This window comes from Lederbergia ruris (genome assembly GCF_018332955.1).
Taxonomy (GTDB): domain Bacteria; phylum Bacillota; class Bacilli; order Bacillales; family Bacillaceae_C; genus Lederbergia; species Lederbergia ruris.
This window is the reverse complement of the sequence record NZ_BORB01000004.1, coordinates 1-25093: the sequence shown is the minus strand read 5'-3', so window position 1 is coordinate 25093 and position 25093 is coordinate 1. Positions and strand designations below refer to the sequence as shown.

Annotated in this window: 21 protein-coding genes and 1 pseudogene; 14 read left to right on the top strand and 8 right to left on the bottom strand. The window is 39.6% G+C overall.

Features of this window, described 5'->3' with window-relative positions; all coding sequences use genetic code 11:
- The first annotated feature begins 6 nt into the window (after positions 1 to 6).
- Positions 7 to 1455, top strand: a complete 1449-nt coding sequence (glgA, locus tag KI363_RS03395; RefSeq protein ID WP_212965508.1) for a glycogen synthase GlgA — start codon at positions 7 to 9, stop codon at positions 1453 to 1455.
- A 56-nt stretch (positions 1456 to 1511) separates the two neighbouring features.
- Here the strand turns inward: glgA and KI363_RS03390 are convergent, their stop codons facing one another.
- On the bottom strand, positions 1512 to 2702 hold the full coding sequence (locus tag KI363_RS03390) for a coenzyme F420-0:L-glutamate ligase (protein WP_158323316.1): 1191 nt from the start codon (positions 2700 to 2702) through the stop codon (positions 1512 to 1514).
- A 115-nt stretch (positions 2703 to 2817) separates the two neighbouring features.
- On the opposite strand from KI363_RS03390, the gene KI363_RS03385 reads away from it, so the two are divergent.
- The 4 genes from KI363_RS03385 to KI363_RS03370 all read left to right on the top strand — a co-directional run bounded on the left by KI363_RS03385 (position 2818) and on the right by KI363_RS03370 (position 8351).
- Positions 2818 to 3702, top strand: coding sequence for a LysR family transcriptional regulator (locus tag KI363_RS03385; RefSeq protein ID WP_158323317.1), 885 nt, complete (start codon positions 2818 to 2820; stop codon positions 3700 to 3702).
- Positions 3703 to 5075: 1373 nt separating this feature from the next.
- On the top strand, positions 5076 to 6458 hold the full coding sequence (rlmD, locus tag KI363_RS03380; protein ID WP_212965571.1) for a 23S rRNA (uracil(1939)-C(5))-methyltransferase RlmD: 1383 nt from the start codon (positions 5076 to 5078) through the stop codon (positions 6456 to 6458).
- 231 nt (positions 6459 to 6689) lie between these two features.
- Positions 6690 to 7730, top strand: coding sequence for a zinc-dependent alcohol dehydrogenase family protein (locus KI363_RS03375; protein WP_246516733.1), 1041 nt, complete (start codon positions 6690 to 6692; stop codon positions 7728 to 7730).
- A 228-nt stretch (positions 7731 to 7958) separates the two neighbouring features.
- Complete coding sequence (locus KI363_RS03370; RefSeq protein ID WP_212965507.1) at positions 7959 to 8351, top strand: DUF3592 domain-containing protein; 393 nt, start codon at positions 7959 to 7961, stop codon at positions 8349 to 8351.
- Positions 8352 to 8507: 156 nt separating this feature from the next.
- On the opposite strand, the gene KI363_RS03365 is transcribed toward KI363_RS03370, so the two are convergent.
- Positions 8508 to 8987, bottom strand: coding sequence for a DinB family protein (locus KI363_RS03365; RefSeq protein ID WP_212965506.1), 480 nt, complete (start codon positions 8985 to 8987; stop codon positions 8508 to 8510).
- Positions 8988 to 9267: 280 nt separating this feature from the next.
- On the opposite strand from KI363_RS03365, the gene KI363_RS03360 reads away from it, so the two are divergent.
- The gene (locus KI363_RS03360) at positions 9268 to 9459 is read left to right on the top strand and encodes a helix-turn-helix transcriptional regulator (protein ID WP_158324251.1); all 192 of its coding nucleotides are present in this window, start codon (positions 9268 to 9270) and stop codon (positions 9457 to 9459) included.
- Positions 9452 to 10030, top strand: coding sequence for a peptide deformylase (def, locus tag KI363_RS03355; RefSeq protein WP_212965505.1), 579 nt, complete (start codon positions 9452 to 9454; stop codon positions 10028 to 10030). The genes KI363_RS03360 and def overlap by 8 nt, the downstream gene beginning before the upstream one ends.
- A gap of 231 nt (positions 10031 to 10261) precedes the next feature.
- Here the strand turns inward: def and KI363_RS03350 are convergent, their stop codons facing one another.
- The gene (locus tag KI363_RS03350) at positions 10262 to 10993 is read right to left on the bottom strand and encodes a hypothetical protein (RefSeq protein WP_212965504.1); all 732 of its coding nucleotides are present in this window, start codon (positions 10991 to 10993) and stop codon (positions 10262 to 10264) included.
- A gap of 197 nt (positions 10994 to 11190) precedes the next feature.
- Between KI363_RS03350 and KI363_RS03345 the strand changes: the two genes are divergently transcribed.
- The 5 genes and pseudogenes from KI363_RS03345 to KI363_RS03325 all read left to right on the top strand — a co-directional run bounded on the left by KI363_RS03345 (position 11191) and on the right by KI363_RS03325 (position 17910).
- The gene (locus KI363_RS03345; protein ID WP_212965503.1) at positions 11191 to 12414 is read left to right on the top strand and encodes a PdaC/SigV domain-containing protein; all 1224 of its coding nucleotides are present in this window, start codon (positions 11191 to 11193) and stop codon (positions 12412 to 12414) included.
- 148 nt (positions 12415 to 12562) lie between these two features.
- Positions 12563 to 13327, top strand: coding sequence for a Cof-type HAD-IIB family hydrolase (locus KI363_RS03340; protein ID WP_158324255.1), 765 nt, complete (start codon positions 12563 to 12565; stop codon positions 13325 to 13327).
- 1036 nt (positions 13328 to 14363) lie between these two features.
- Entirely contained in the window at positions 14364 to 15113 is a 750-nt protein-coding gene (locus KI363_RS03335) for a DeoR/GlpR family DNA-binding transcription regulator (protein WP_212965502.1), read from the top strand.
- Positions 15110 to 16021 (top strand): 1-phosphofructokinase, encoded by a 912-nt coding sequence (pfkB, locus tag KI363_RS03330; RefSeq protein ID WP_158324257.1) that lies wholly within the window; start codon positions 15110 to 15112, stop codon positions 16019 to 16021. The genes KI363_RS03335 and pfkB overlap by 4 nt, the downstream gene beginning before the upstream one ends.
- Before the next feature lie 15 nt (positions 16022 to 16036).
- Positions 16037 to 17910, top strand: a pseudogene (locus tag KI363_RS03325) (PTS fructose transporter subunit IIABC).
- Between the two features lie 270 nt (positions 17911 to 18180).
- Here the strand turns inward: KI363_RS03325 and KI363_RS03320 are convergent.
- From KI363_RS03320 to KI363_RS03310, 3 genes are read right to left on the bottom strand one after another with little or no spacing between them, the layout of a single operon-like run.
- The gene (locus tag KI363_RS03320; RefSeq protein ID WP_158324259.1) at positions 18181 to 18828 is read right to left on the bottom strand and encodes a TetR/AcrR family transcriptional regulator; all 648 of its coding nucleotides are present in this window, start codon (positions 18826 to 18828) and stop codon (positions 18181 to 18183) included.
- A 15-nt stretch (positions 18829 to 18843) separates the two neighbouring features.
- The gene (locus KI363_RS03315) at positions 18844 to 19950 is read right to left on the bottom strand and encodes an ABC transporter permease (protein ID WP_212965501.1); all 1107 of its coding nucleotides are present in this window, start codon (positions 19948 to 19950) and stop codon (positions 18844 to 18846) included.
- Entirely contained in the window at positions 19947 to 20669 is a 723-nt protein-coding gene (locus tag KI363_RS03310; RefSeq protein ID WP_212965500.1) for an ABC transporter ATP-binding protein, read from the bottom strand. Before KI363_RS03310 ends, KI363_RS03315 begins: the two co-directional genes overlap by 4 nt.
- Before the next feature lie 212 nt (positions 20670 to 20881).
- Here KI363_RS03310 and rpiA point away from each other — a divergent pair, with 212 nt between their 5' ends.
- Together rpiA and KI363_RS03300 are read left to right on the top strand one after the other, a co-directional pair.
- Entirely contained in the window at positions 20882 to 21559 is a 678-nt protein-coding gene (gene rpiA / locus KI363_RS03305) for a ribose-5-phosphate isomerase RpiA (RefSeq protein WP_158324262.1), read from the top strand.
- A gap of 430 nt (positions 21560 to 21989) precedes the next feature.
- Complete coding sequence (locus tag KI363_RS03300) at positions 21990 to 23246, top strand: MFS transporter (RefSeq protein ID WP_158324263.1); 1257 nt, start codon at positions 21990 to 21992, stop codon at positions 23244 to 23246.
- 378 nt (positions 23247 to 23624) lie between these two features.
- Here KI363_RS03300 and guaC read toward each other — a convergent pair whose 3' ends face one another.
- Positions 23625 to 24599, bottom strand: coding sequence for a GMP reductase (guaC, locus tag KI363_RS03295; protein ID WP_158324264.1), 975 nt, complete (start codon positions 24597 to 24599; stop codon positions 23625 to 23627).
- Between the two features lie 315 nt (positions 24600 to 24914).
- Positions 24915 to 25093, bottom strand: a 179-nt coding sequence (locus KI363_RS03290) for a transposase (protein ID WP_212965569.1), incomplete at its 5' end; no start/stop codon positions are given.

Genomic DNA, 25093 nt, shown 5'->3' with positions numbered 1-25093 from the left:
ACGTTTATGAATGTATTATTCGCGGCTTCAGAATGTGTGCCATTTATAAAAACAGGCGGACTTGGTGATGTCATTGGGGCATTACCAAAGGCTTTGCGAGATCAAGAAGTGAATGTGAGTGTGATTTTACCCAAATATGAGGATCTACCCTTTGAATATAAACAGCAGATGGAATTTATAACAAGCATCGAAGTACCTGTTGGCTGGCGATCACAATATTGTGGGATTGAGCGGATGACCATTGAAGGGATTCACTACTATTTTTTAGATAATGAATACTATTTTAAACGGCATGGCAGCTACGGATTTTTCGATGATGGGGAACGTTTTGCCTTTTATTCCAGAGCGGTATTAGAGGCCTTGCCTCATTTAGAGGATGAAACAGATATTATCCATTGTCACGATTGGCAAGCAGGTCCTATTAGTGTTTTATTAAAGGCCCACTACCATCATCACCCGTTTTATCGGCACATTCGCACGATTTTCACGATACATAATTTACGTTATCAAGGAGTGTATCCAAAGTCGGTTTTAGCCAATTTATTGGATTTAAGTGAATTGTATTTTCATATGGATGGTCTAGAATTTTATGGGAATGTCAGTTATTTAAAGGCTGGATTGGCTTATTCAGATCTTGTCACGACCGTGAGTCCGACTTATGCTCAGGAAATTCAAGATCCCTATTATGGTGAACAGCTTGATGGTTTTTTACGAAAAAGAAAGGATGAACTGAAAGGGATCCTAAATGGGATCGACGCAGATCTTTATAATCCAGTGACAGACCCGTTTATTGATGAAAATTATGAAGAAATAAAAGGAAAATGGGAAAATAAGGAAAGGTTGCAAGAATATCTAGGTTTATCTGTAGATCAGGAAATTCCGGTTATTTCCATGGTCACCCGCTTGGTCGAGCAAAAAGGCTTGGATCTTGTCCTCCACGTCTTTCATGAAATCATGAACATCGGCGTTCAGTTTGTCTTGCTCGGAACAGGAGAAGAGAAATATGAACAGGCCTTTAGGGAATTAGCCGCACAGTACCCAGAAAAGGTTTCCTTTCAAAATCATTTTGATGAGGGGTTAGCGCGGAGAATTTATGCTAGTTCTGATCTCTTCCTGATGCCCTCACAATTTGAACCTTGTGGGATCGGTCAACTTTTAGCCTTACGCTATGGCACCTTGCCGATTGTCCGGGAAACAGGAGGCTTGCGTGACTCTGTCATGCCGTACAATGAATTTACGAATGAGGGGTATGGCTTTTCATTTACGAATTATAATGCCCATGACATGCTCTATACGATTGAAAGAGCCATTTGGCTATATCGCTTTCAGCCTAAAAGATGGGGAATGTTAGTGGAAAGGGCCATGAAGCTTGATTTTAGTTGGAATGCTTCGGCTGTGGAGTATCGGGAAATATATGAGAGATTGTTATCTCATCAAGGGGTTCCGGTGGGATAATAGATCAATGCAAAAAAGACCGAGTAAGATATGCTTCCTTTACTCGGTCCTTATTATTAACTTGTATAATTATCAAAATACCCTTGGATAAAGACGATCGGTGTGCCTTTATCACCGCTTCCTGATGTTAAGTCAGAGAGAGAACCAATCAAATCGGTTAATTTTCTTGGTGTTGTTCCTTGAGCTTCCATCGCACCAATAAGGTCTTCACCTTTATTATCAATAAATTCGTTGATTGCTTGCTGGAGTTCTTCCCCTCTTAAATCGGCGAAGTTGTTATCCGCTAAATACTTTAATTTTACTTCATTTGGCGTTCCTTCAAGTCCCTTTGTGTAGGCTGGAGATACGACTGGATCGGCAAGTTCCCATATTTTCCCGACAGGATCTTTAAAAGCTCCATCCCCGTATACCATTACTTCTACTGTTTTACCGGTCTTCTCTTTTAGCGTCTGTTGGATCTGGTCGACAATTGGTTGACAATCCCGCGGGAAAAGTTTCACCTTGTCCTCTGTTGATTTATTTGAACCTAGAAGACCATAAACATCGTTAAAGCCACTACCATCAACAGATTTCGAAAGGATATTGTCTAGGCTGTAAACTTTTTCTCCGCCATTTGCTTTCAAAATTCTTTTCGTTCTTTCTCTTGTATGAATATCACATGTGAGAACATTTTTTGTATAGTTTAAAATGGTCTTTGGATTGTTGGAGAATATCACTTCACAGGAAGTGCCACAGTCCTCAATCAGAGACTTATAATACTCAATATAATCGACCCCTGTAAAGGTATGCTTGATAAAGCCAAAATGGTTACGGAATTGTTCCTCCGTTAACACATCTGTCCATGGATTCACACCCTTTTCATCAAGCAGATCGATATCCACTAGATGGTTTCCCACCTCGTCAGAAGGATAACTTAGCATTAAAATAATCTTTTTCGCGCCTTTCGCAATACCGCGCAAACAATTGGCAAAACGATTTCGACTTAAAATCGGGAAGATGACGCCAATCGGTTCATCACCGAATTTTGCCTGAACATCTTTTGCAATATGATCGACTGTTGCATAATTCCCTTGAGCTCGGGCAATGATTGATTCTGTGATGGAAACAATGTCTTTATCTTGAATTTGAAAGCCTTCAACCTCAGCAGCCTTTAATACACTATCGACAACAATGTCTTCAATTTGATCCCCTTGATTAATGATCGGGCAACGAAGACCTCTGGCTATTGTTCCAACAACTCTTTCCAATATGACCGCTCCTTAAAATAAAAGTTAATAATCATACTTTCTACTTGTAATATACAATAATACAATGATATAAGTAAAATTAATATATGGAATGACGGTTATAAGGGGTGGTTATATGATAAGTAAATTAGATCTATATAAAGTGTTTTGTCAGGTAGGGAAAGATAAGAGCTTTTCCAAGGCAGCAAAGGAATTGTATATGACACAACCAGCTGTTAGTCAAGCCATGAAGCAGCTGGAAAGTGAATTAGAAATCCGCTTATTTAATCGTACACCGAAAGGAGTATCTTTCACAAAGGAGGGAAGTATTCTCTTTGAGTATGTCCAATCGGCGATCAATCTAATTGAAACAGGCGAGGAAAAAATAATCGAATTTAAAAATCTGACAACAGGTGAATTAAAGATTGGGGTAGGAGATACGATTTCTCGACACTTTCTGCTTCCTTATTTAGAGACCTTCCATAATCGCTATCCCAATATTAGCTTTAAAATCGTCAATGGGACGACCTTGGAAATGTGTTCTCTTTTAAAATCAGGTGGGGTCGATGTCGCCATTTGTAATTTCCCGATTGAGGATCCGAGCTTAGAGCAAATCCCGTGTATGGATATTCATGATATCTTTGTATGTGGGCAGGAGTATAAAAAGCATGTAATGGGGCCAGTTAACTTAGAGGAAATCGTAAAATATCCCCTAATCTTATTGGAACCTAAATCAAATTCTAGGAAATATATGGAGGATTATTTACGATCAAAAGGAATCCAAGTTGAACCCGAATTTGAATTAGGCTCCCATGATCTATTATTAGAATTTGCCAAAATAAACCTAGGAATCGCCTGTGTTACAAAGGAATTTTCCATGGATTATCTAGATAGTGGCTTATTATATGAAATTGAATTATCCGAGAGCATTCCAAAAAGAAGTGTCGGCGTCTGCTTTTTAAAAAGTGTGCCGTTGTCACCAGCTTCGACGAAGTTTGTGGAAGTGATCGAGGGGAAATGAATGCTCTTATACCTAATTTCTCACCGTAGGACTTGTAATCCAGTCCGTTAAATGCCCGTAAATAAGGAAAAGTCATGGGAATGGTCATATAGGGGAGTTTATAATGCCTGAAAAAGCTAAGGAATCATTGGAACGGTCATATAAAAGCATTCATAGACCTCAAAAATGTTGGAAAGTAGCAAAACATAGATCCAAAGCGTGTTTGGGTCTACGAAATCACGGAGGAGATGCCAAAACGTAGATCCAAAGGGGGTTTGGGTGTACGAAATCATGAAGGAGATGCCAAAACGTAGATCCAAAGTGTGTTTGGGTATACGAAATCACAGAGGAGATGCGAAAACATAGATCCAAAGTGTGTTTGGGTGTACGAAATCACAGAGGAGATACTAAAACATAGATCCAAAGCGTGTTTGGGTGTACGAAATCACGGTGGAGATGCGAAAACGTAGATCCAAAGCGTGTTTGGGTGCACGAAATCATGGAGGAGATGCGAAAACATAGATCCAAAGCGTGTTTGGGTGTACGAAATCACGGAGGAGATACGAAAATGTATATCCAATGGGGGTTTGGGTGTACGAAATTATGAAGGAGATGCGAAAACGTAGATCCAAAGTGTGTTTGGGTGTACGAAATCATGAAGGAGATGCCAAAACGTAGATCCAAAGTGTGTTTGGGTGTACGAAATCACGGAGGAGATACTAAAACGTAGATCCAAAGCGAGTTTGGGTGTACGAAATCATGGAGGAGATGCGAAAACGTAGATCCAAAGCGTGTTTGGGTGTACGAAATCACGGGGGAGATGCGAAAACGTAGATCCAAAGTGTGTTTGGGTGTACGAAATCACGGAGAAGATGCGAAAACGTAGATCCAAAGGGGGATTGGGTGTACGAAATCATGGTGGAGATGCGAAAACATAGATCCAAAGCGTGTTTGGGTGTACGAAATCACGGAACAAATACCAAAACATAGATCCAAAACATGTTTGGGTACACGATATCTTGGAAAGTATTAAAACGGTCATATAGAAGCATTCATAAAACCCAAGATGGATGGAAATTTTTCTATATCCTCTTTTATCTGATCGCGAAGAGCTGTACATGAGCTAGAAATCCATGAAAATTTCCTTGGTTCAATCCGTCCATAATCCCTTTTTGTATAAATGAACATAAATTGCCATTTGATGTAAATACATTTATAATTTCCTCTTCTACCACAATCCGTTATAATAAGAAAGTATGAAAAAATGCATACCCTAACTTTTATAATCGTAATGTAATGCTTAAAAATATAAATAGAACTTGGACGAGCTAGCGCCTATTTTGGGGGCGTTTGTTCTTTTCCGAAGAGGAGGGACCCCTGAGTTGAAGGATATTATGGGAGAAACTTGGGAAGTAGAGATTCGTCAATTAGATGGAAAAGGGTCGGGACAAGCAGTCGTTTGGCGAGAAAATGAACATGGGAATAAGAAGAAATTAAAATTAACCATCCCTCGTACGCTGCCAGGTGAAAAGGTGCGGGTGACCGTGGATCAACCCCATCGCAGGAGAAGGAAGGCCATTCCGGATGAAATTATCCAAGTTCATCCGGAAAGAATCGAACCAGCTTGTCCCCATTTTGACCGCTGTGGAGGTTGTGTTTGGCAGCATTGGCAATATACGGGTCAATTGACACAAAAAACCAATAATGTGAAACAGGCATTGGAAGCACAAGGGTTTGATCCAAGTTTAGTGAGAGATGCAATTGGGATGGAGGAGCCTTGGCGTTATCGCAATAAAATGGAGTTTACCTTTTCTCCCGACGGGGACTTGGGATTACATGAACAGGGTAATTTCCGTAAAATCATTTCTTTAGAAACGTGTTTAATTGCAGGGAAAGAAATGGTTGAAGCAACGATGGAAGTGGCAGAATGGGCCAAGGAACATCAATTAAAAGGCTATGATAAAGATGCTCATGAAGGGTTATTACGTCATTTGATGGTGCGACAATCTTATGCAACAGGAGAAATGATGCTGGCCCTTTTCGCAACGGAAGATCCTTTTTTACACTTAGAACAAGCGGTAAAGGATTTAGTTGCACGTATTGAGCAAAAATTTCCTCAAGTGAAGAGTCTCCTATGGATGGAGAATACAGATTGGGCAGATCGGACACAATCGGAAAAAACGCATATCTTAACTGGCCGTGATTTTATCTATGATGAAATGCTCGGATATCGCTACCGTCTTTGGTTTGATACTTTCTTCCAAACGAATCCGATCCAAGCACAAAAATTGGTGGAATTGGCTTTAGAGATGGGGCAACCGAAACCAACAGAGAAAATGATTGATTTATTCTGTGGGGTAGGTACCTTTTCTTTACCTTTTGCAAGTCGAGTTGAAAAACTGGCAGGGATTGAAATTGTGGAAACGTCGATCCAATCAGCGAAACGAAATGCAGAAGATAATGGTATATCTAACACATACTTTCTAGCCAAGGATGCTCGAAAGGGAATTGATCAAGTATTGGAGAGTTTCGGTAGACCTGAATTATTGTTACTAGACCCGCCACGTTCAGGAGCTGGTGGAAAAGTCATGCGCCGTATTGGCCGTTCTCAGCCGGAAAGAATCGTCTATGTATCTTGTAATCCTGATACATTCGCAACAGACATAAAAGAGCTCGTGCCATTCGGCTATAAATTAGAAACCGTCCAACCTGTGGACTTATTCCCGCAGACTTATCATGTGGAGTGCTGTGCGTTGCTGACGTATACGGGTGTCTAATTAAATAAACCTTTTGAACAAATTTGTTTTTACAGTTTAGCTTAATCTCACCCCGGGAAGAGGAACCCGGGGTTTTTAGTCTACATTTTTTCTAGCAGAGGTCTCACTATTTTCTACTTTTTATTTGTACTTTTATTCATTCAAATATCTTTAAAGATCCGAATTTGTTAAAGTGTATATAGGCAAATTATTAGAATTGATCAATAAAAAAATAACAAAGAGGCTTAGAGATTGTACAGCAATAAAAAAATAATGGTGGGTGAACTGTCAATGAAAGCAGCCGTATTAACGAACAAATTGGAACTGGAAGTCAAGGAACTTTCCATTCCTTCTCCACTAGAAGACGAAATTATTGTAAAAGTAAAGGCGTGTGGCATTTGCGGAACGGACCAGCATATTTATCATGGTCAACCAGGATCTGCGGCGGTAGAGTATCCCATTGTTTTAGGCCATGAATTGGCTGGCGAAGTTGTCGAAGTTGGAGAACGGGTGACAAAATTTAAACGAGGAGATCGTGTATCGATCGATCCGAATATCTATTGTGGAGAATGTATGTATTGTCAAAGAAATCGCCAACATCTCTGTGAAAATTTGCAAGCAGTTGGAGTTACAAGGGATGGAGGCATGGGAGAATACTGTGCGGTTCCATCTGCGAATTGTTATCCTATTTCAGATGAAATGTCCTTTGAAGAAGGAGCCATGATTGAGCCGCTTGGATGCGTATTACATGGCTTTTCGCAAATAAATATTCAGCCGGGCACTTCTGTCTTAGTTGTCGGAGGCGGATATATCGGCTTAATGATGCTGCAAATGGCAAAAGTTTATGGCGCATTTCCCATTATCGTTAGCGAACCTGATCAAACAAAGCATAAACTTGCCCTTCAGTTAGGGGCAGACGAAGCCGTCACTCCAGAACAGCTTGATCAAAATACAGAAGGCTTTGAGATTGTGATTGAATGTGTAGGTAGAAAGGAAAGCATGGAACAGGCGGTGAAAATGGCGAAAAAGGGTGGGGAAATATTATTATTTGGTGTATCTGCACCAGACACGAAAATGGAAATACATCCTTTTGATATTTTCTCAAAGGAACTAAGCATCAAAGGCTCTTTTATCAATCCATATACGCATGAGCAAGCGATCGCATTAGTTGAAAAAGGGAAAATACAAATCAAACCATTACTAAGCCATTACTTCAAACTGGAAGAGTTACCTAGTGTAATGAGAGATTATCGTCAGAAGAATGTGATTAAGGGAATTATTCAATATTCATAATAATGGGCAAAAGGGATGTCCTTTTCAATTGTTTATTGGGGAAAGAGCTATAAGGCTCTTTCCCCAATGTGGACCTGGACTGGAGAGCGAATCATTCTAACGGACTTGATAAGCTATTTCACTTATTCTATTGCGTTATTGATGAAATAGTAAACGATTATTGTAGACGGTGACGAAACATGATGAAGAGGTATGCTTACTAGGTTTTATATAGGAAGGGGAAACATTTTGATTTTTATTGGGTTGTTTTTTATCTTTATAGCTGGTCTCCTTATTTTTATAAAGTTGAAGTGTATGATCACAGGGAAACCAGTAGAAGGGGAAATTGTTGGCTATGTTCGGGGTGCAAAGGGAGCTTATGGATTTGTTGGGTACAATTATCGAATTAGATTAGAGTATAAGGGAGAGGTTTATTATGTTACTGCTTTGGAGGGAGTGACGACGATGAGTGAGAATATTCCCAAGAAAAATCTGGGGATGTATTGCTGCGTCTACTTTAATCCTAAAGCACCTAAAAAAACAGTAGCGATCAAGGGATTTCATCGGGTGGAATGGCTGGCGACCCTTTTGCTTTTAATTGGTTTACTGTCTATTATACTCGAATGGATCTTAATGATTTAAAAGAAATAAGTCCAAAGCTTTCTCAACCTGAAATAAGCAGCTCACATGTGCATTTAAGTTCTGTTCTTTCAGGCTAAGAAAGGTACTTGCTTGTTTCGGAATATGATGGAATAATCCCTGATGTTCATGGACATTTGATTTTCATTCCCAACATCCCTAATAACTTTCTGCTATCGAGAAATACGCCCCTAATTGCTCCATATGATGCTGATCGTGGGGAATAAAACCGATTAGATAGTAATAAGCAGAAAATGGATTCCCATCCCCATCTTTGTGCTCTTTTGCAAAATCTTCTTCAGAAATGGAGTCGAGTTGACGAAGAAGTTCATTACGATACTGAATGGCTGCGTCAATGATTTCCTGTTGGCCTTGTTCCTTTGCATAATCAACCGCTTTCCTGTTGAATTCATCGAAATCAAGATGTTTCGCTGTCAAAGGCTGATGATTTGTTATTTTTTGAATAGCCTCTTCCAGAAAATACTTATCCCAAAGCATCATATGGGCAATCACATCCCGTACCGTCCATTTTCCTTCCGCAATCGGGCTATTCCATTTTTCCTCATCTAACTCTTTTAATGATTGGACAAACGGGATAAATTCAGAAAATTCAGCGATCAATTCCTTTTTATTCTGCATGCATTCTCCCCCTAATTTAGAGTCGTACTTTATATGACATTCGCCTTTCTTTCCTTATATCCCTCTATTTATTAAAAAAGGTGTGTATGGAAAAGGCCCTTTTCAAATTGCTTGATAGGCATAATGATAGGAGTCCTTGTATGATTCCGGTTCGTCCAAGGCCCCATGTGATTAAAAGATGATAGATAAAGCAATTGAGAAAATGTCCAAAGTTATTGACATGTATTTCAGCATTGCTTTAAAATAAAAATGTCTTATCTTTTTGACATAGGGGATGCGTATGAAGAATAAAATAAAAACAATCCGCAAAAAAATGGGGATGACCCAACAGCAACTTGCAAGCGAATGTGGGGTAGCGAGGCAAACGATCAATTGTATTGAGAATGATAAATATGACCCGACATTAGAATTGGCATTTAAGTTATCCAAAATTTTACAAGTAAAGGTAGATGATTTGTTTACTTATGAGTAAATTTCATGCGCATTATACACTTACAATGAAGGACATTATCAGGGAAGGCAATCCGATCTTACATCGACCGACTGAGCAGGTAAAAATCCCGCCTTCACAAGAAGACCAAGAGACGCTTATTTGTATGATGAATTTTTTAAAAAATAGCCAGGACCCTGTTTTAGCGAATAAGTATCAATTACGTGCTGGTGTCGGGTTATCAGCTAATCAAATTGGTTTAAATAAACGAATGTTTGTCGCCTATTTAATGGATGAGAAGGGGCAAGAGCATGAGTACACGCTGATAAACCCAAAGATTATTAGCCATTCGGTATCAACGATTTATTTACCACAAGGGGAAGGCTGTCTCTCCGTTGATCGTACCATAAAAGGCTTAGTTCCAAGGTATGAGCGGATTAAAGTGAAGGGATATAACCTATCAGGAGAAGAGGTTGTATTAAAACTTAGTGGGTATCCATCAATCGTGGTTCAACATGAAATCGATCATTTAAACGGCATTATGTTTTATGATCGAATCAATCCGAAAAATCCTTTTCAAGTTCCTGAAAACAGTAAAGGTATATATTTTTAACGATTTTTCTTTAAAAATGAAATCGGAAATATTCCATACGTGGATGGTGGATCGATACGGTTAGCCTTAATCTCGATGATAAACAGTAAGTCTATATTGTTTTCCCCATTGGTAAAGGGTTCGCAAATGAGGAACAATATTATCTAACTTATCAAGCTTATGGTGACACGATCTACGCCTGGGAATTAAAGAAATAATGGAAAAAAGATGCTCTTGCAAGGGCATCTTTTTCTAAGATTTGGCTTTGAAAGAAAGTCGGGTTCCAATAAGCAGGAAGATTACCCCTGTTAAACTAGTCACGAAAGGGTACAGAATGGGAAACAGCAAATTAGGAATCCCTGTGGAAATATCGGAATAATACCCCATTGCCATTAAACTTGTGCCAGAGAAATTAACGAGTCTCACATCTAAAGGGGATCTATTTCTTTGTTCATAATTGAGCTGTTCTTCCTCCACTGTATTGTCCGAATGGACTGTAATAATTTTCCACTTTCTATCGTCCATCTGATCATCGTTTGTCAGGCGTTGAATGATTTTAAGCTGCTTTTCTCCAGTCAATTTATCTTGAATTGATAAAATATCTAGCCAAGAAAAATAGCGACTCCCTCTATCGCGATTAGAAAGCCAAATTTCTTCTGGGGTTGTGATTTCCTCGTTATGGAGGAAGATATGAATTTTTACGATATCCCCAGGAGGTACATTTTCATCGCGATCCCAGGGAGTTAGTGGCGCTTTTAGTCCTGTCTTTTCCTCCACTATTTTTATTGTTTGATCACCAATTGTTAATTTCTTTGTGTTAATAACATCTTCAAAACCAAACTCATCGATATAAGCATGATGGATGTCATATTGCATAGAGAGTTTCGTATCGATCATAAACTCACGTAAAATCAAAAACAGCGGGTAGACAGAAATAGCTATGAGAAAAATGGCGGTTCCCCATATGAGCGTTTTCTTTATCATTTTGGCCCCTCTTTTATATTGAGTATGTGAATAAGTTAACATGATATTTACAAAATGTACATAGTTTAATGGTAGGATGTCAGTGCTGTCATAGTCTACTCATAGAATGTGAAGGCGTTTATTTCTATTGTAATTTTTAATATTTCCTTTCTTTTACCGATAATTGAATTGAAAACATAAGATTGGGGACTGACAGCATGAAAAACATTACAATATTGGCTCTCCTATTATTATTAGTTGGATGCAGTCAACAAGGAACAGCAGATCAGAAGGAAACTGTTTCGGAGAAGGAAAAGGTTGGTACGGTGAATGAGGATAGGGTGAAGGAAGTGGTGAAAGAAACGGCAACGAAAGGGGAGAAAGAAAGCGAGACAGAGAAACCACTTCCTGACTTAAGTCAATATGAAACAGTTAAGCTTGAAAAGAAGGAAGAGAGCTTTGAAATTGAAATAGAATATCCCTCTTTTGGGTATGAGCCAATAGACAAGCTTCTTGCGGGAGAAATGCAACCCCAGTTTGAAAATAGCCAAGAAGCTGCGAAAGAGATCATAGAAGATCCAGCATACGAAGAAGAAGGCTTAGGAACAAAAATTAAATATTCCTATAACGTATCATTTAATGCACCAGTGGTCACTGATGACTTTGTCTCTATATATTTTGATGTATACATCTATATGGGGGGCGTGCATGGGATGGAACAGAGCTATGCCTTTAATTATGATCTAAAGAACAATCGGTTAATGAACCTTGAAGATGTATTAAGTGAAAGAGGTACGACTCTACAAAATGTCTCTAAATTAGTAGCGGAAGAACTAATTAATAGTGATCTGTTTGCGGAGTATCGTCCCGACCCTGTCACATTTACATATAAGGAAGATGTGAAAAAAGAAACAGAACCAACGACTACAAACTATTATGCTTTTTCTTTAACAGAAGACGCCATTATTCTGTATAAGCAATTTTACAGTCTCTTCCCCAATTCTGCGGGTGTTGTGGGAGTAGCGGTAAGTTGGGATAAAATTGATGCTGCAACAGAAGAAAAAAAGAATGATATTGTCTATCAAAACGATGATCACCATTTCGCTCTTCGTCTTCCTGCATCTTGGGAAGGAAAGTATGTTGTCAAAGAAGGAGATTGGAATGTTGCAGCAGAAATGAGTTATGATTTTCAATTCATGCATAACGGAAAAGAAATCTGCAATATTTTTAGCATTAGTGTGATAAATACCGAATCGGCAGACGATACTGGTCCTATGAACTTGATTGCCAACCATAATGGGAAATCATATGTGTGGAACTCGATTATGGAGATGCCACCCGAATTATTGGAAGGCGGCGAATTACAAGAACTTGAAGAGGAATTCGCGCGTATGGTCAATGAAGAAGTCCCTGAGATCATGGAGACTTTTACATTTGAATAAAAGATAGAAAGCCATCACGGTTCTCTCATAGATTGGAAAAGGCTTTTAGCGAAACTTGTTAACCATCGGATAGACAATTTTGGAAATGACCATTCGACATGGTAAACTCAAGACATAGCGAATGATGTGGGAGAAGGGGAGTTTTATTATGGAGACGACAAAAAAAGGTAGGTCATTTAAACTTATTGCACTTGATTTGGATGGAACATTATTAAATCGGCATCATGAAATTTCGAATGAAAATCGAAAGGCGATTGCGGAAGCAGTAGAAAAGGGCGTACAGGTGGTTATCAGCACAGGGCGTCACGTTAAATCTTGTAAAAACTATGCGGATTCTTTGCAGCTTTCTTCCTATCTAGTGGCTGTTAATGGCGGAGAAATTTGGGATCCCTCTGGAAACCTGATTGAAAGAAACCCGCTTCAGCAAGATTTTGTCCAGACAATGTGGGAGTTATGTCATCAACATGGTACTCGTTTTTGGGCGATGACTCCTGATTCAGAGTTTCGCGAAGGTTTTCCAAACGAAATTACTAAACGCGAATGGCTCAAATTTGGATTTGATTTAGATGATCAGGAAATAAGAGAAACGATTTTAACAGAGCTGAGAAAAAATAAACAAATAGAAATTAGCAATTCAAGCCCACTTAATATTGAGGTGAATGCCCTCGGAATAAACAAAGCAAATGCGTTAAAAAAGGTGTGCGATCGCATCGGAATTTCGATGGATCAAGTGCTTGCTGTCGGCGATAGCTTAAATGACTTAGCGATGATTCAAGAGGCTGGTTGTGGTGTCGCCATGGGCAATGCCCAAGATTTAGTAAAAGAATCAGCTGACTGGATAACAGACACGAATGAAGCAGACGGAGTCGCAAAAGCCATTCGCTATTGGGTTTTGAATGAGAAGATGGTATAAATGGGATCTGGATTAGCTAATGGAGCAGAAATAGGAAATATTTGTCTTCGGTTTTTTAAAGTACTCTTAATAAAAAAAACGCCAAAACGGCGTTTTTTTTATTGAACTGACGGTTCCTAAGTATCAATATAAAAGTGCACACTCGTCTTAACCGCTAGGAAACTTGTGCGATGCGTTGCTATGCAAAAACCCCTGTCTTTTTTCTTAATGGTCTATAAAAATATTCCCATTTCATCTTGATGACTCTGCTAAAATATACTTTTCAACCAGTCTTTGATTGGTTTTATCCACTCTCGATAAATCCAGCGGATCGGGATCAAGATGAAGGTTCTCCAAAACCAGCGAATCGGATAAAAAATGAGGTATAGCCATAACCACTTCGTAACAATTTTACAATAATGGAGGACAGGGAGCATAATCTCCTTATAAAACCAGCAAAACACATACTTCCATAAGAGATAAATAGGAAAATAAAAGACATAGTATAAAAACGGATATAAAATCTTAAACCATAAAATCCGCAAGAAAGGAACAAGCACTTTTTCCCAGATGAATTGAAAAATAGGAAGAAGAAAAGAGCGCCACAACCAGTTGAAAGGAATGAGGATGACATAGTGCCAAATCGGGCGAAAAATGGTTCTCCAAAGGAATTGGAGAACAGGTTGTAGGATTTGAGCCCATATCCATAACAAGGGTGTAGCAATGACATAGATCCATAGAAATTTGGCAATTTGAAAGATCAAATGAAAAGGGAAGTAGAGAATAAATACTATTCCCCGCAATATGGATTTTAATGGTGAGTCCGATTCTCGCAAACAATCCACGTCCTTTCTGAAATGTTGGTGTGGTTACCTATATTTTACTAGAGGGGACGATTTTTTTGTATGGATATTGATATAAAAAAAGAAAAGGGCTGTCACAGAAAAAATCATTCGCTGATAGCCTCGTTTTTTTGATTGTTTATGATTGAATTTGATTGAATTTGAATGAAGTATCGTTTACAATGATACTAGTACTTATAGGAGGTCATATTCATTTGCTAGAGTCGGAACGTCATCAAATCATCCTTAATCTTTTAAAAGTAAAAAAGACGGTTAAACTTCAAGAGCTTGTTGAGTTAACAAATTCATCTGAGTCTACGGTTCGTCGGGATTTAACCTTGTTAGAGCAAAAAAAGTTTTTAAAACGAGTTCACGGTGGCGCCTCCCAACTACAAGGAAAACTATTTGAGTCAAGCATAACTGAAAAATCAACCAAAAATGTTCACGATAAACAGCTAATTGCTCGATTTGCTGCATCGCTTGTCGAGGAAGGCGATAGTATTTATTTAGATGCAGGTTCAACTATTTTCGAACTCATTCCCTTTTTACCAGTAAATATTGTAGTGGTAACGAATGGTTTAAACCATATACCGGCTCTTTTAAACAGGGGCATTAAGTCCTTTCTTATCGGTGGTTTTTGTAAACCAAAAACAAATGCTTTAATTGGCCGAGGAGCTATGGAAGGTTTGAGACAATATCGCTTTGATAAATGCTTCATGGGTACAAATGGGATTCATTCGGAATATGGCTTTACAACGCCAGATCAAGAGGAAGCTATGATTAAACAGCAAGCGATTTCACTAAGCCGAGAAGCTTTTGTTTTGGCAGATGCCTCTAAATTCTCTGAAATCTTTTTTTCGAAAATTACGGATCTCTCTGAAGCCACCATTATTACAACTTGTTTAGAGGAAGATCTAGAAAGAAAAATTACGCGTATCACAAAATTGAAGGTGGTTACGGAATGATTTACACGGTTACGTTAAACCCCTCTCTTGACTATATTGTTGAGATGGACGATATCACGTTAGGGGCATTAAATCGATCGAAAAATGAAGCTATTTTTCCAGGTGGAAAAGGAATAAATGTTTCCCAAGTATTAAAAACGTTTGAAACACCGAATCAAGCACTAGGCTTTGTCGGAGGGTTTACTGGAGATTATATTGAAACATTCTTACACAGCTTGGATATTCAAACCGATTTTATCCGCGTGAATGAACAAACACGGATTAATGTCAAAGTGAAAACTGAACAGGAAACAGAAATCAATGCTAAGGGACCTACAATCACTACTGAAAACTATTTGGCCTTGAAAGATAAAATACGCGAATTAACGCATGAAGATACGCTTATTTTAGCTGGAAGCATTCCCTCTTCTTTGTCTACTACAACGTATGAGGAGTTAGCGAGCATCTGCCGAAAGACTGGGGCGCAATTCGTTGTGGATGCGGAAGGGGACTTATTAAAGAATGTGCTTCCTCATAAACCATTTTTAATTAAACCAAATCACCATGAGCTTGGAGATTTATTTAAAGTTACGATTACGAATTGTGAAGAAGTAATTCCTTATGGGAAAGAACTGTTAAACATGGGAGCTGAAAATGTCATTGTCTCACTAGCCGGTGAGGGTGCTGTTTTTATGAACCAAGATCAGGTCTACGTGTCAACAGTTCCTAAAGGTGTTGTTAAAGGTTCAGTAGGAGCTGGAGATTCTATGGTAGCTGGATTTATGGCTATGTACGAAAAGACCCATTCCTTTGAGGAAGCTTTTCGCTATGGTGTAGCCGCAGGCAGCGCTACAGCCTTTTCGACTGGGCTTTGCACCCGAGAAAAGATTGAGAGTTTATTGCCAGAAGTAAGAATAGAAAAATTCTAGTATAGGAGAATAAGCATGAAAATAACAGAACTGTTAACCAAGAACACGATTCATTTGCACCTCAAAAGCTCGCAAAAGGCCGATGTGATTGAAGAACTTGTTCAAGTACTGGATGCTGCTGGCAAGCTAAATGATCGTGCAGAATATAAGCAAGCTATTTTTCATCGTGAAGAGCAAAGTACGACGGGGATAGGTGAGGGGATTGCCATTCCTCATGCAAAAACAGCGGCGGTTAAAGCCCCAGCTATTGCTTTTGGTAGGTCTGTAAGTGGATCGAATATGAATCCCTTGATGGAATGCCAGCGCACCTTTTCTTCATGATTGCGGCACCAGAGGGCGCGAATGATACTCATCTGCAAGCATTGTCCAAATTGTCGACGATTCTTTTAAAAGAAGAAGTACGGAAACAACTCTTAGAAGCACAAACAGAAGAAGAAGCTCTTGCGATCATTAACGAGCATGATGTGCAAGAGGAAGAAGAGACAGTCTCTGTAGCCGAAAATGAACCTTTTATAGTAGCTGTAACGGCGTGCCCAACGGGAATTGCTCATACGTATATGTCCGCAGATTCTTTAAAGGCAAAAGCTGAAGAAATGGGGATTGCCATTAAAGTAGAAACGAATGGTTCCGGCGGTGCTAAAAATGTCTTAACAAGGGAGGAAATTGAACGAGCAACAGCGGTTATTGTCGCAGCAGACACGCAAGTACAGATGGCTCGTTTCAATGGTAAGCATGTCATTGAAGTACCGGTAGCGGATGGCATTCGCAAACCGCAAGAATTAATTGAGCGAGCTTTAAAACAAGAGGCGCCAATATATAAAGGTTCTTCCAATAAAGATGATCGTGGTCATAAAGAGTCAGGTTCTCGTGGTATAGGAGCTACCATTTATAAGCACTTGATGAGCGGTGTATCCAACATGCTGCCATTTGTCATTGGAGGAGGAATTTTAATCGCGCTCGGCTTTTTATTTGGCTATAATGCGCACGATCCAAAAGACCCTTCGTACAATGTCATTGCAGAAGCTCTTAATACAATCGGTGGTGGCAATGCATTTGCCCTCATGGTTCCTGTACTTGCTGGCTTTATTGCCATGAGTATTGCCGATCGTCCGGGATTTGCCCCAGGAATGGTTGGGGGAATGATGGCAGCAACAAGTGGTGCTGGTTTCTTAGGGGGATTAGTTGCAGGTTTTCTTGGTGGTTATATAGTAGTTGGCATCAGAAAGCTATTAGCTGGTCTTCCATCTTCATTAGAAGGCATCAAAACTATTTTATTATTTCCTTTACTTGGTATTGCTTCAACTGGATTTATTATGCATTTTGTTGTGAACACTCCTTTAAGTGCATTAAATACATGGGTTTCAAATTGGCTTTCTAGCTTAGGTACGGCGAATGCGGTGCTTCTTGGAGTTATCCTTGGACTGATGATGGCTATTGATATGGGAGGTCCAATTAATAAGGCCGCTTATTTGTTTGGTACAGGACTGATTGCTAGTGGAGTTTATGAGCCCATGGCTGCTATTATGGCTGGCGGAATGGTACCGCCACTTGGCATTGCTCTAGCTACGTTTTTGTTTAGAAACAAATTTAACCAACAAGAGCGTGAAGCCGGGCCTGTGAATATTGTAATGGGTCTATCTTTTATCACGGAAGGAGCGATTCCTTTTGCGGCAGCTGACCCACTTCGGGTTATTCCATCCGTCGCGATTGGAGCAGCTGTGGCAGGAGGTCTTTCCATGATGTTTAATATTGGACTGCAGGCACCACATGGTGGGATTTTCGTCTTCCCACTTGTAAGTGGCAGCTGGATGCTGTATCTTCTAGCCGTTATAATCGGGTCTATCGTTTCTGCAATCCTTCTAGGATTATTGAAAAAGCCAGTAAAATAATTAATATGTATGTTTACACCGAGTCTAGCTGCGACTCGGTGTTTTTAATTATTTTTAAAGAAGTAAGGAAAGACGTTGCTGATCCTTCGAGTAAGAGTATTCTCAATATCCGGAAAACAATTTAATGGGGTGGCTAATATATTCTGTATAGGGGGATACAAACATGCCTCAAAGTCTATTTGCACATTTAGCCATACTTGTTTCTATGTTCTAACGCCCATTCCCTTGTGATAGGAATAATCCAGTAAAAGTTGCAAGACATTAGAGAGGCTATTCAGTTTTTCCCAATCCATGTAATATAAATTGAATTGTGCGCTCTGTTTCGGCCTCATCATCCCATTCTAGTTCAGGGAAGAGTACATAGCGAGAGAATAAAAAGCCAAGAAGAGAAGTGACAGCTAATCTTGCTACACTGGCAGGTGGCATGTCAATGATTTGCCCTTTTTCTTGGTAGCCTTTAATTAACTCTGTAACACGGTCAAAGGTATCCTTCGCAATTTGATTCAGAAATTGCTCCCGCAGCTCGGGATGAAAAGGAATCTCTTGGAGTAAAATTTTAATAACTGGGAGCAGACGTTTGACTACATTTCTTCGATTTTCCATTGTTGCCCGCAGAAAGTCCTCGACATGATCATATTTTTGATCCAGCACTTTATGAAAATCCTTCACAATATAGGGAGCAATCAATTTTGTCATAAACGGCCCAATAATCGACATTAATAATTCCTTTTTTGTTTTATAATGTCGGAAAATGGTTCCTTCCGCTACCCCAGCCTTTTTCGCAATCTCACTTGTCGAGGTAGCGGAATAGCCTTTTTCAGAAAAAGATTCAATCGCAGCTAAAATGATGTTCTTTTGTTTATCTGTTAGTTTTTCTCCGGCAAATAATTGTTCGACAAGCCTTTCTTCTTCAGACATCGTATACTCCCCTTGTTAAATTTTACGGTATTTTTTTAGAGCTATGATATTGAGAACAATAAAGATAAACGCAAATCCTAAAAGGATCAGTAAATCATTGCGAATTTCGCTTAAGCCTAGTCCTTTATACATGACACCTACCAAGGCATTTCCTCCATAATACATTGGCATACATTTGGCAATCACTTGCAGCCAATCTGCCATTTGATCAACTGGAAGAATCCCGGCAAAAAAGACTTGTGGGATAATCGCAATCGGAATAAATTGCATCATTTGAAATTCCGAGTTGGCAAATGAAGATAAGAGAATACCTAATGCTAAGGCTACTAGCGCCAAACATAAATTGATAAGAATCACATTTCCTAAAGAACCAACAAGCATAATATCTAACACTTTAACAGCGTAAAAAACAACAATCAAGGTTTGAATGATCGCAAAAATACCATATCCTAAAAGGTAGCCAAACACGAGATCTCTTCTTTGGATCGGGGTAGCCATTAATCGGTCTAGTGTTCCAGTCGTACGTTCCCGCAGCAAAGCAATCCCGGAAATAAGAAAGACAAAAAAGAACACAAAGAAACCAACGAGAATCGGGCTTAATTGATCAAAAAAGGTCGTATCTTCATCACCGTAGATGTACGAAATATTCATGTCCGGTTCTTTCAATTGGCCTATTTTTGCAGGAGTATTTGGCAATTGAGTCTGAATATTCTTGATGAACTCGGTTAAATCTTCTGCTTGTTTTTCCGCGTTTTCTGCGGCAACGGTTTGGAGAATTTTCATTTGGAGCGCTTTTGTGGAAGAAGGCTCCGCATTTGTGAGAGTCAGATTGATTTTTTCTTCCTCAAATTGCAATAGTCCATCCAAATCATCTTCCAATATAACCTTTTCCTTGTTTTCTAGCTGTTGATATTCTCGGACGATGATGTCTTGATCTTTTAGCTGGTTGATGACAGATGCATCGGCGTTTAGAACACCAAGCCTAGGAATGGCGGTGTCACTAGAGAACAAATAGTGAAGCAGGGTAAGAATGAGCAAGGGAGCCACCATCATTAAAGCTAACGCCCGTTTATCACGTACCATTTGCTGTACAATTCGCTTCACGACTGCGAGTATTCTCATGCCATTTTCCCCCCAGCTTGCAAAAATACATCTTCCAAACTCGAAATTCCAAATTGTTGTTTCAATTGCTGTGGAGAACCACGTGTGAGGATTTGCCCGTCCCTGATCATCGCAAGTTGATCGCATTTTTCCGCTTCATCCATCACATGGGTTGTCACTAAAATGGTTTTTCCTGTTCTTTTTAGTCGGTCGATCTCTGCCCAAATCGATTGCCGTAATTCAGGGTCAATCCCCACAGTAGGTTCATCTAACACAAGCACCTCAGGATCTTGAATTAAGGCTACAGCGAGAGATAATCGCCGTTTCATGCCACCCGAATAGTTTTGTACTTTTTTATGCAAATGAGAAGAGAGATCCACTAAATCAGCCGCATAGGCAATCCGCTTTTTCTTTACATCTTTTTTTAACTTAAAGAGGGAAGCAAAGAAGGATAAATTTTCTGCACCTGTTAAGTCGGCATATAAGGCATCTGCTTGCGCCATATAGCCAATTTTTTGTAATACTTTTAAATTAGGGATGGCCATTCCTAAGACCTGGACTTCTCCAGTAGTAGGCTGGTCCATACCAACAATTAATTTCACCAATGTTGTTTTCCCGGAACCTGAAGGCCCAATCAAACCATAAATTTGTCCAGACTGTATCGCTAAATCAATATCGTTCAAAACTAACTTTTTGCCAAAACTTTTGCTAATGCTTTTCAACTCAATGGTGGCTGTCATTTGATTCCCTCCATTTGCAAAATAGTGAGTGATTACTCACTATCATAATAGTTCAGAAGAGATTCGTCAATAGTATTCGGGAAAGCGTGGAAAGCAAGGGCAAGAGTGTATATAATTGTATATATTCTAGTTAACGGTTCGTTTATTTGAAAAGAGGGAAAACTATTACAGGAGGGTATGGAAGTGATCTTTTAAAGCGGAGGAGGGCGAAAATGTTAAAAAAGCAACTTGCAGGTGAAAAAGCAGTCGAGTTTATTGAAGATGGAATGGTGATCGGCTTAGGTTCAGGCTCGACTGTATTTTACACGATCCAGAAAATAGGTGAATTAGTGAAAAAAGGACTTCGTATTCAAGGTGTACCTACTTCTCAGGAAACGACACTCTTGGCACAGTCCCTGCATATTCCTTTAGTGTCTATGGATGAGGTCGATGAAATTGATTTAACCATAGATGGAGCTGATGAGGTTGATCGGAATTTACAAGGCATTAAAGGGGGAGGAGGGGCTTTATTGTATGAAAAAATTGTCGCCTGTACCTCTCGGAAAATTATTTGGGTAGTCGATGAAAGTAAAATGGTGGAATTGTTAGGAGGATTCCCACTTCCAATCGAAGTGGTCCCTTTTGGCTATAAACAAGTGGTACGAAAAATGGAGGAGGAAGGATGTCATCCTGTCTTGAGAATAAGCAATGGCTCTCCATTTCAAACAGATGGCGGGCATTATATTGTCGATTTACATATGAACAAGATTAAGAATCCAGAGAATTTAGCAGAGAAATTACAAAAGGTGACAGGGATTGTCGAGAATGGTCTTTTCCTCAATTGTGCTGATCAGGTAATCATTGGCGGGCAAGACGAAGTGAAAATCGAGACCAGAGGTAAAAATAAATAAAGAGGCTCAATTGGATGGACCAGTAATACATTATAAATGGGCGAAAGGGGCAATGGCGAAGGCCTGCGCCCTCCCCGTAATTATGCAAATTCCCCAAAAGGAGCACGGCGAGCAGGCACGCCCTCCCCGTTTTTAGAAAATCCTCCAAAAAGGAGTATGGCGTTGTGTTGGCCGAAAAATCTTTTAAGTCATCAAACACAATTCTCTCTTTAGTTCATTTATATTTTCTACTGATCCTTCTAAAGCAATGAAATTCCTTTCGTGGAAAAAGTTGCTTCATTCCTTTATGATCTGTTTGAAAGTGGTATGATTATAGAGTAAATCTATTGGATAAAAATGATAAGAAATTCATATTCTTTAAGGTGGATACCAATCATTTCCATTTCTAATTGATATCCAAGGAAATAATTTTCACTAGAGGTAGAGAACAATGGAAAAACAAAATAGTCGTTACCGGTGGGTTGTGTTTGCGACAGTCTTATTCGCGTATTTTTTAATTGTAAGCCAACGGACGGCACCTGGGTTAATTACTGATCAATTGATGGTCGATTTTAAGGTGACGGCATCGACGATTGGCTTACTAACAAGTGTACAATTTTTGGCATATGCTAGTTTACAAGTTCCGATTGGGTTATTGTCAGATCGTTATGGTCCCAATCTTTTTTTGATTGTAGGAGCTTTGTTGAATGGGACTGGCACGGTCATGTATAGTCTTGCGCCAAATGAATACTTTTTGCTGGTTGCTCGCCTACTAGTCGGCATTGGCGATGCGACCATTTGGGTGAACTTAGTGCTTATATTAAGCCAATGGTTTAAAGTGAAGGAATTTATTAGTTTGCTAGGCTTTGCTGGAATGTCTGGAAGTTTGGGCTTTTTAATGGCGACCTTTCCCTTTTCGGCTTGGATTGACCTGACTGGTTGGAGAGTGGCTTTTTTAACCATTGGCATTCTTTTATGTTTGTGCGGCTTCATATTGTATTACGTCTTAGTGAAAAAGCCGAATCAGCTGTTTAAGCAGGAGAAAAAGAAAAAAACCACTCTGGAGAAGTCAGAAAGTACCATCGTTTTACTACGCCGGCTAGTGACGGACCGCCAAGCTTGGGCAACTTTTTTATGCCATTTCGGTTTGGTTGGAACCTATGTGGGATTTATCGGGTCCTGGGCAGTGCCCTATGGAATCCACATGTATGATATGACACGATCAGAAGCTAGCCAATTGATTATGATTGGGCTTGTGGGGGCAATTATTGGGGCACCTGTTTCAACTTGGCTTTCGAATCGGTTAGGGACAGTCAAATTCCCTTATGTAACTGTACATCTAATGATCTTTTTGAGCTGGGTTACCGTGTTTTTATTCGCAGGAAAGCCGCCATTTTATTTGTTGATTATCCTTTTCTTGTTAATAGGATTTGGAAATGGGGCTAGTGCCTTAACTTTTGCTACTGTGCGTCAGTCCTTTCCAATGAAGGTTGTAGGAGTTGTATCAGGCTTTGCTAATACAGGTGGGTTTTTAAGTGCAGTCTTGTTACCGAGTATTTTTGGAAAAATACTAGACCACTTTCCTGGTAATATCGGCTATCAGTATGGATTTATGATTCCGGTCATTTTCTCCTTGCTCGGATTAATTGGTGGAGTACTTATAAAAGAAAAGCAAGAGGGAGTGGCTACTGCGATACATGTGGATTAATGGCTTGCAGATAAGAACAAAAGCGCAAGCGCCTGTTCAGCGACATACAAATTTGGAGCATAAGGTTCAAAGGCTAAATACGCGCCGTCCTGGCGGCAGACTCAATCGCGACGTCCTGTCGCTTCGTCTGCACTAGTACATCCTTGTACGTCGCAACGCCTTTGTGACCAACGTCCTGTTGGCCTGAGATAAAGGAAACACGGCGACGAAGGAGCCGATGTTGACTTATCGTAGGAAGAAGGCGTAAATTTGCTAGTCGCTAGGCGCTGGAGTTGGATGTCAACCGCGACATAAGCAGCTTATCCACAAGCTAGGATTTTATAAATTCCTAAGCAATGAAAAAAGCCGGGCGTAGTTCATACGCCTGGCCATCTTTCTTTAATCCCCATTAAAAATCGAATTTTTCACAATAACATGTTCGACTTCACGAAGGGCTTTTAGATTATTTCCGCCCGCATAGGAAATGGCAGATTGGAGATCTTGTTCCATCTCCGTTAGTGTATCTTGCAAATGTCCTTTATGCTCCACTAACACCTTTTTCCCTTCCACATTTTTCTTTTCGCCTTTTTGAAATTCAGAGGCGGAACCAAAATATTCTTTATACAGTTTGCCGTTTTGCATAATCGTTCTACCAGGGGACTCTTCATGTCCCGCAAAAAGTGATCCAATCATGATCATAGAAGCACCGAAGTGAATGGATTTGGCAATATCACCATGTGTGCGAATTCCGCCATCCGCAATAATCGGCTTACTTGCTGCTTCCGCGCACCATTTAAGCGCTGCTAATTGCCAACCAGCTGTACCAAATCCCGTCTTAATTTTTGTGATACAAACTTTCCCTGGTCCAACCCCAACCTTTGTGGCATCTGCACCAGCCTCTTCCAAATCACGGACAGCTTCAGGTGTCGCCACATTCCCAGCAATCACAAAGGTTTGAGGCAATAACTTTTTAATATGTTGAATCATTTCGATGACAGCATTCGAATGACCGTGAGCAATATCGATCGTAATGAATTCAGGAATCAACTGATCATCAGCTAATTGTTGGATAAAAGAGTATTCTTCCTCTTTGACCCCTACACTGATGGAAGCAATGAATCCGCGTTTATGCATATCCTTAATAAAACCAGTGCGTTTTTCAGGTTGAAAACGATGCATGATATAAAAGTAACCGTTTTCTGCTAGGTAATACGCAATCTCCTCATCAATAATCGTCTGCATATTCGCAGGCACAACAGGTAATTTAAATTTATGGTTGCCTAAAGTGACAGTTGTATCACATTCCGAACGGCTTTGAACAATACATTTTCTCGGAATTAATTGAATATCTTCATAGTCAAATATTGTTTCCATCAAGTAAACACCCCTAAAAACGAATAATTACTTAAAATTCGTTAAAAATGTTCGTACAATGATAATGTACATTATTTTTACTTCGTTGTCAAAGGGCTTAAAGGAGAAGCCTTTGGTAAAAATAGCCACTTCCTGTTTTCTTAAAAAGTCTGGCACTTCTCCCTACTAGGAGTAACGAATGGAAGGTGCCAGATCTTTTTGTCTAAAGAAATTTTTATGCGATTTAGAAAGGGGGGGATGAACCCAAATACTGCGCCCTTTTGAACAAAAAAGCGAAGGTGCAGTCCCTTCAAAATGCGCCGCATTTAGTGGGGGTTAGCCTTCGCGGTCTTGATTTTTGATATATTCCTTTATTACTGATATCGGCGCTCCCCCTGTTGTAAGCAGAAGGTAGCTTTTACTCCAAAAATACGGTTTCCAATAATAGGGTTTAAGATATTCCTCGAACTCTTTTCGTATATACCTGGAGGTCACGGTTTTAAAACTATTGACCG

What these genes read in the sequence shown, in the direction of transcription:
- glgA (WP_212965508.1), top strand. Translation starts at nt 7, where the DNA reads ATGAATGTATTATTCGCGGCTTCAGAATGTGTGCCATTTATAAAAACA.
- KI363_RS03385 (WP_158323317.1), top strand. Translation starts at nt 2,818, where the DNA reads ATGATAAGTAAATTAGATCTATATAAAGTGTTTTGTCAGGTAGGGAAA.
- rlmD (WP_212965571.1), top strand. Translation starts at nt 5,076, where the DNA reads ATGGGAGAAACTTGGGAAGTAGAGATTCGTCAATTAGATGGAAAAGGG.
- KI363_RS03365 (WP_212965506.1), bottom strand. Translation starts at nt 8,987, where the DNA reads ATGCAGAATAAAAAGGAATTGATCGCTGAATTTTCTGAATTTATCCCG.
- KI363_RS03360 (WP_158324251.1), top strand. Translation starts at nt 9,268, where the DNA reads ATGAAGAATAAAATAAAAACAATCCGCAAAAAAATGGGGATGACCCAA.
- def (WP_212965505.1), top strand. Translation starts at nt 9,452, where the DNA reads ATGAGTAAATTTCATGCGCATTATACACTTACAATGAAGGACATTATC.
- KI363_RS03350 (WP_212965504.1), bottom strand. Translation starts at nt 10,993, where the DNA reads ATGATAAAGAAAACGCTCATATGGGGAACCGCCATTTTTCTCATAGCT.
- KI363_RS03345 (WP_212965503.1), top strand. Translation starts at nt 11,191, where the DNA reads ATGAAAAACATTACAATATTGGCTCTCCTATTATTATTAGTTGGATGC.
- KI363_RS03340 (WP_158324255.1), top strand. Translation starts at nt 12,563, where the DNA reads ATGGAGACGACAAAAAAAGGTAGGTCATTTAAACTTATTGCACTTGAT.
- pfkB (WP_158324257.1), top strand. Translation starts at nt 15,110, where the DNA reads ATGATTTACACGGTTACGTTAAACCCCTCTCTTGACTATATTGTTGAG.
- KI363_RS03320 (WP_158324259.1), bottom strand. Translation starts at nt 18,828, where the DNA reads ATGTCTGAAGAAGAAAGGCTTGTCGAACAATTATTTGCCGGAGAAAAA.
- KI363_RS03315 (WP_212965501.1), bottom strand. Translation starts at nt 19,950, where the DNA reads ATGAGAATACTCGCAGTCGTGAAGCGAATTGTACAGCAAATGGTACGT.
- KI363_RS03310 (WP_212965500.1), bottom strand. Translation starts at nt 20,669, where the DNA reads ATGACAGCCACCATTGAGTTGAAAAGCATTAGCAAAAGTTTTGGCAAA.
- rpiA (WP_158324262.1), top strand. Translation starts at nt 20,882, where the DNA reads ATGTTAAAAAAGCAACTTGCAGGTGAAAAAGCAGTCGAGTTTATTGAA.
- KI363_RS03300 (WP_158324263.1), top strand. Translation starts at nt 21,990, where the DNA reads ATGGAAAAACAAAATAGTCGTTACCGGTGGGTTGTGTTTGCGACAGTC.
- guaC (WP_158324264.1), bottom strand. Translation starts at nt 24,599, where the DNA reads ATGGAAACAATATTTGACTATGAAGATATTCAATTAATTCCGAGAAAA.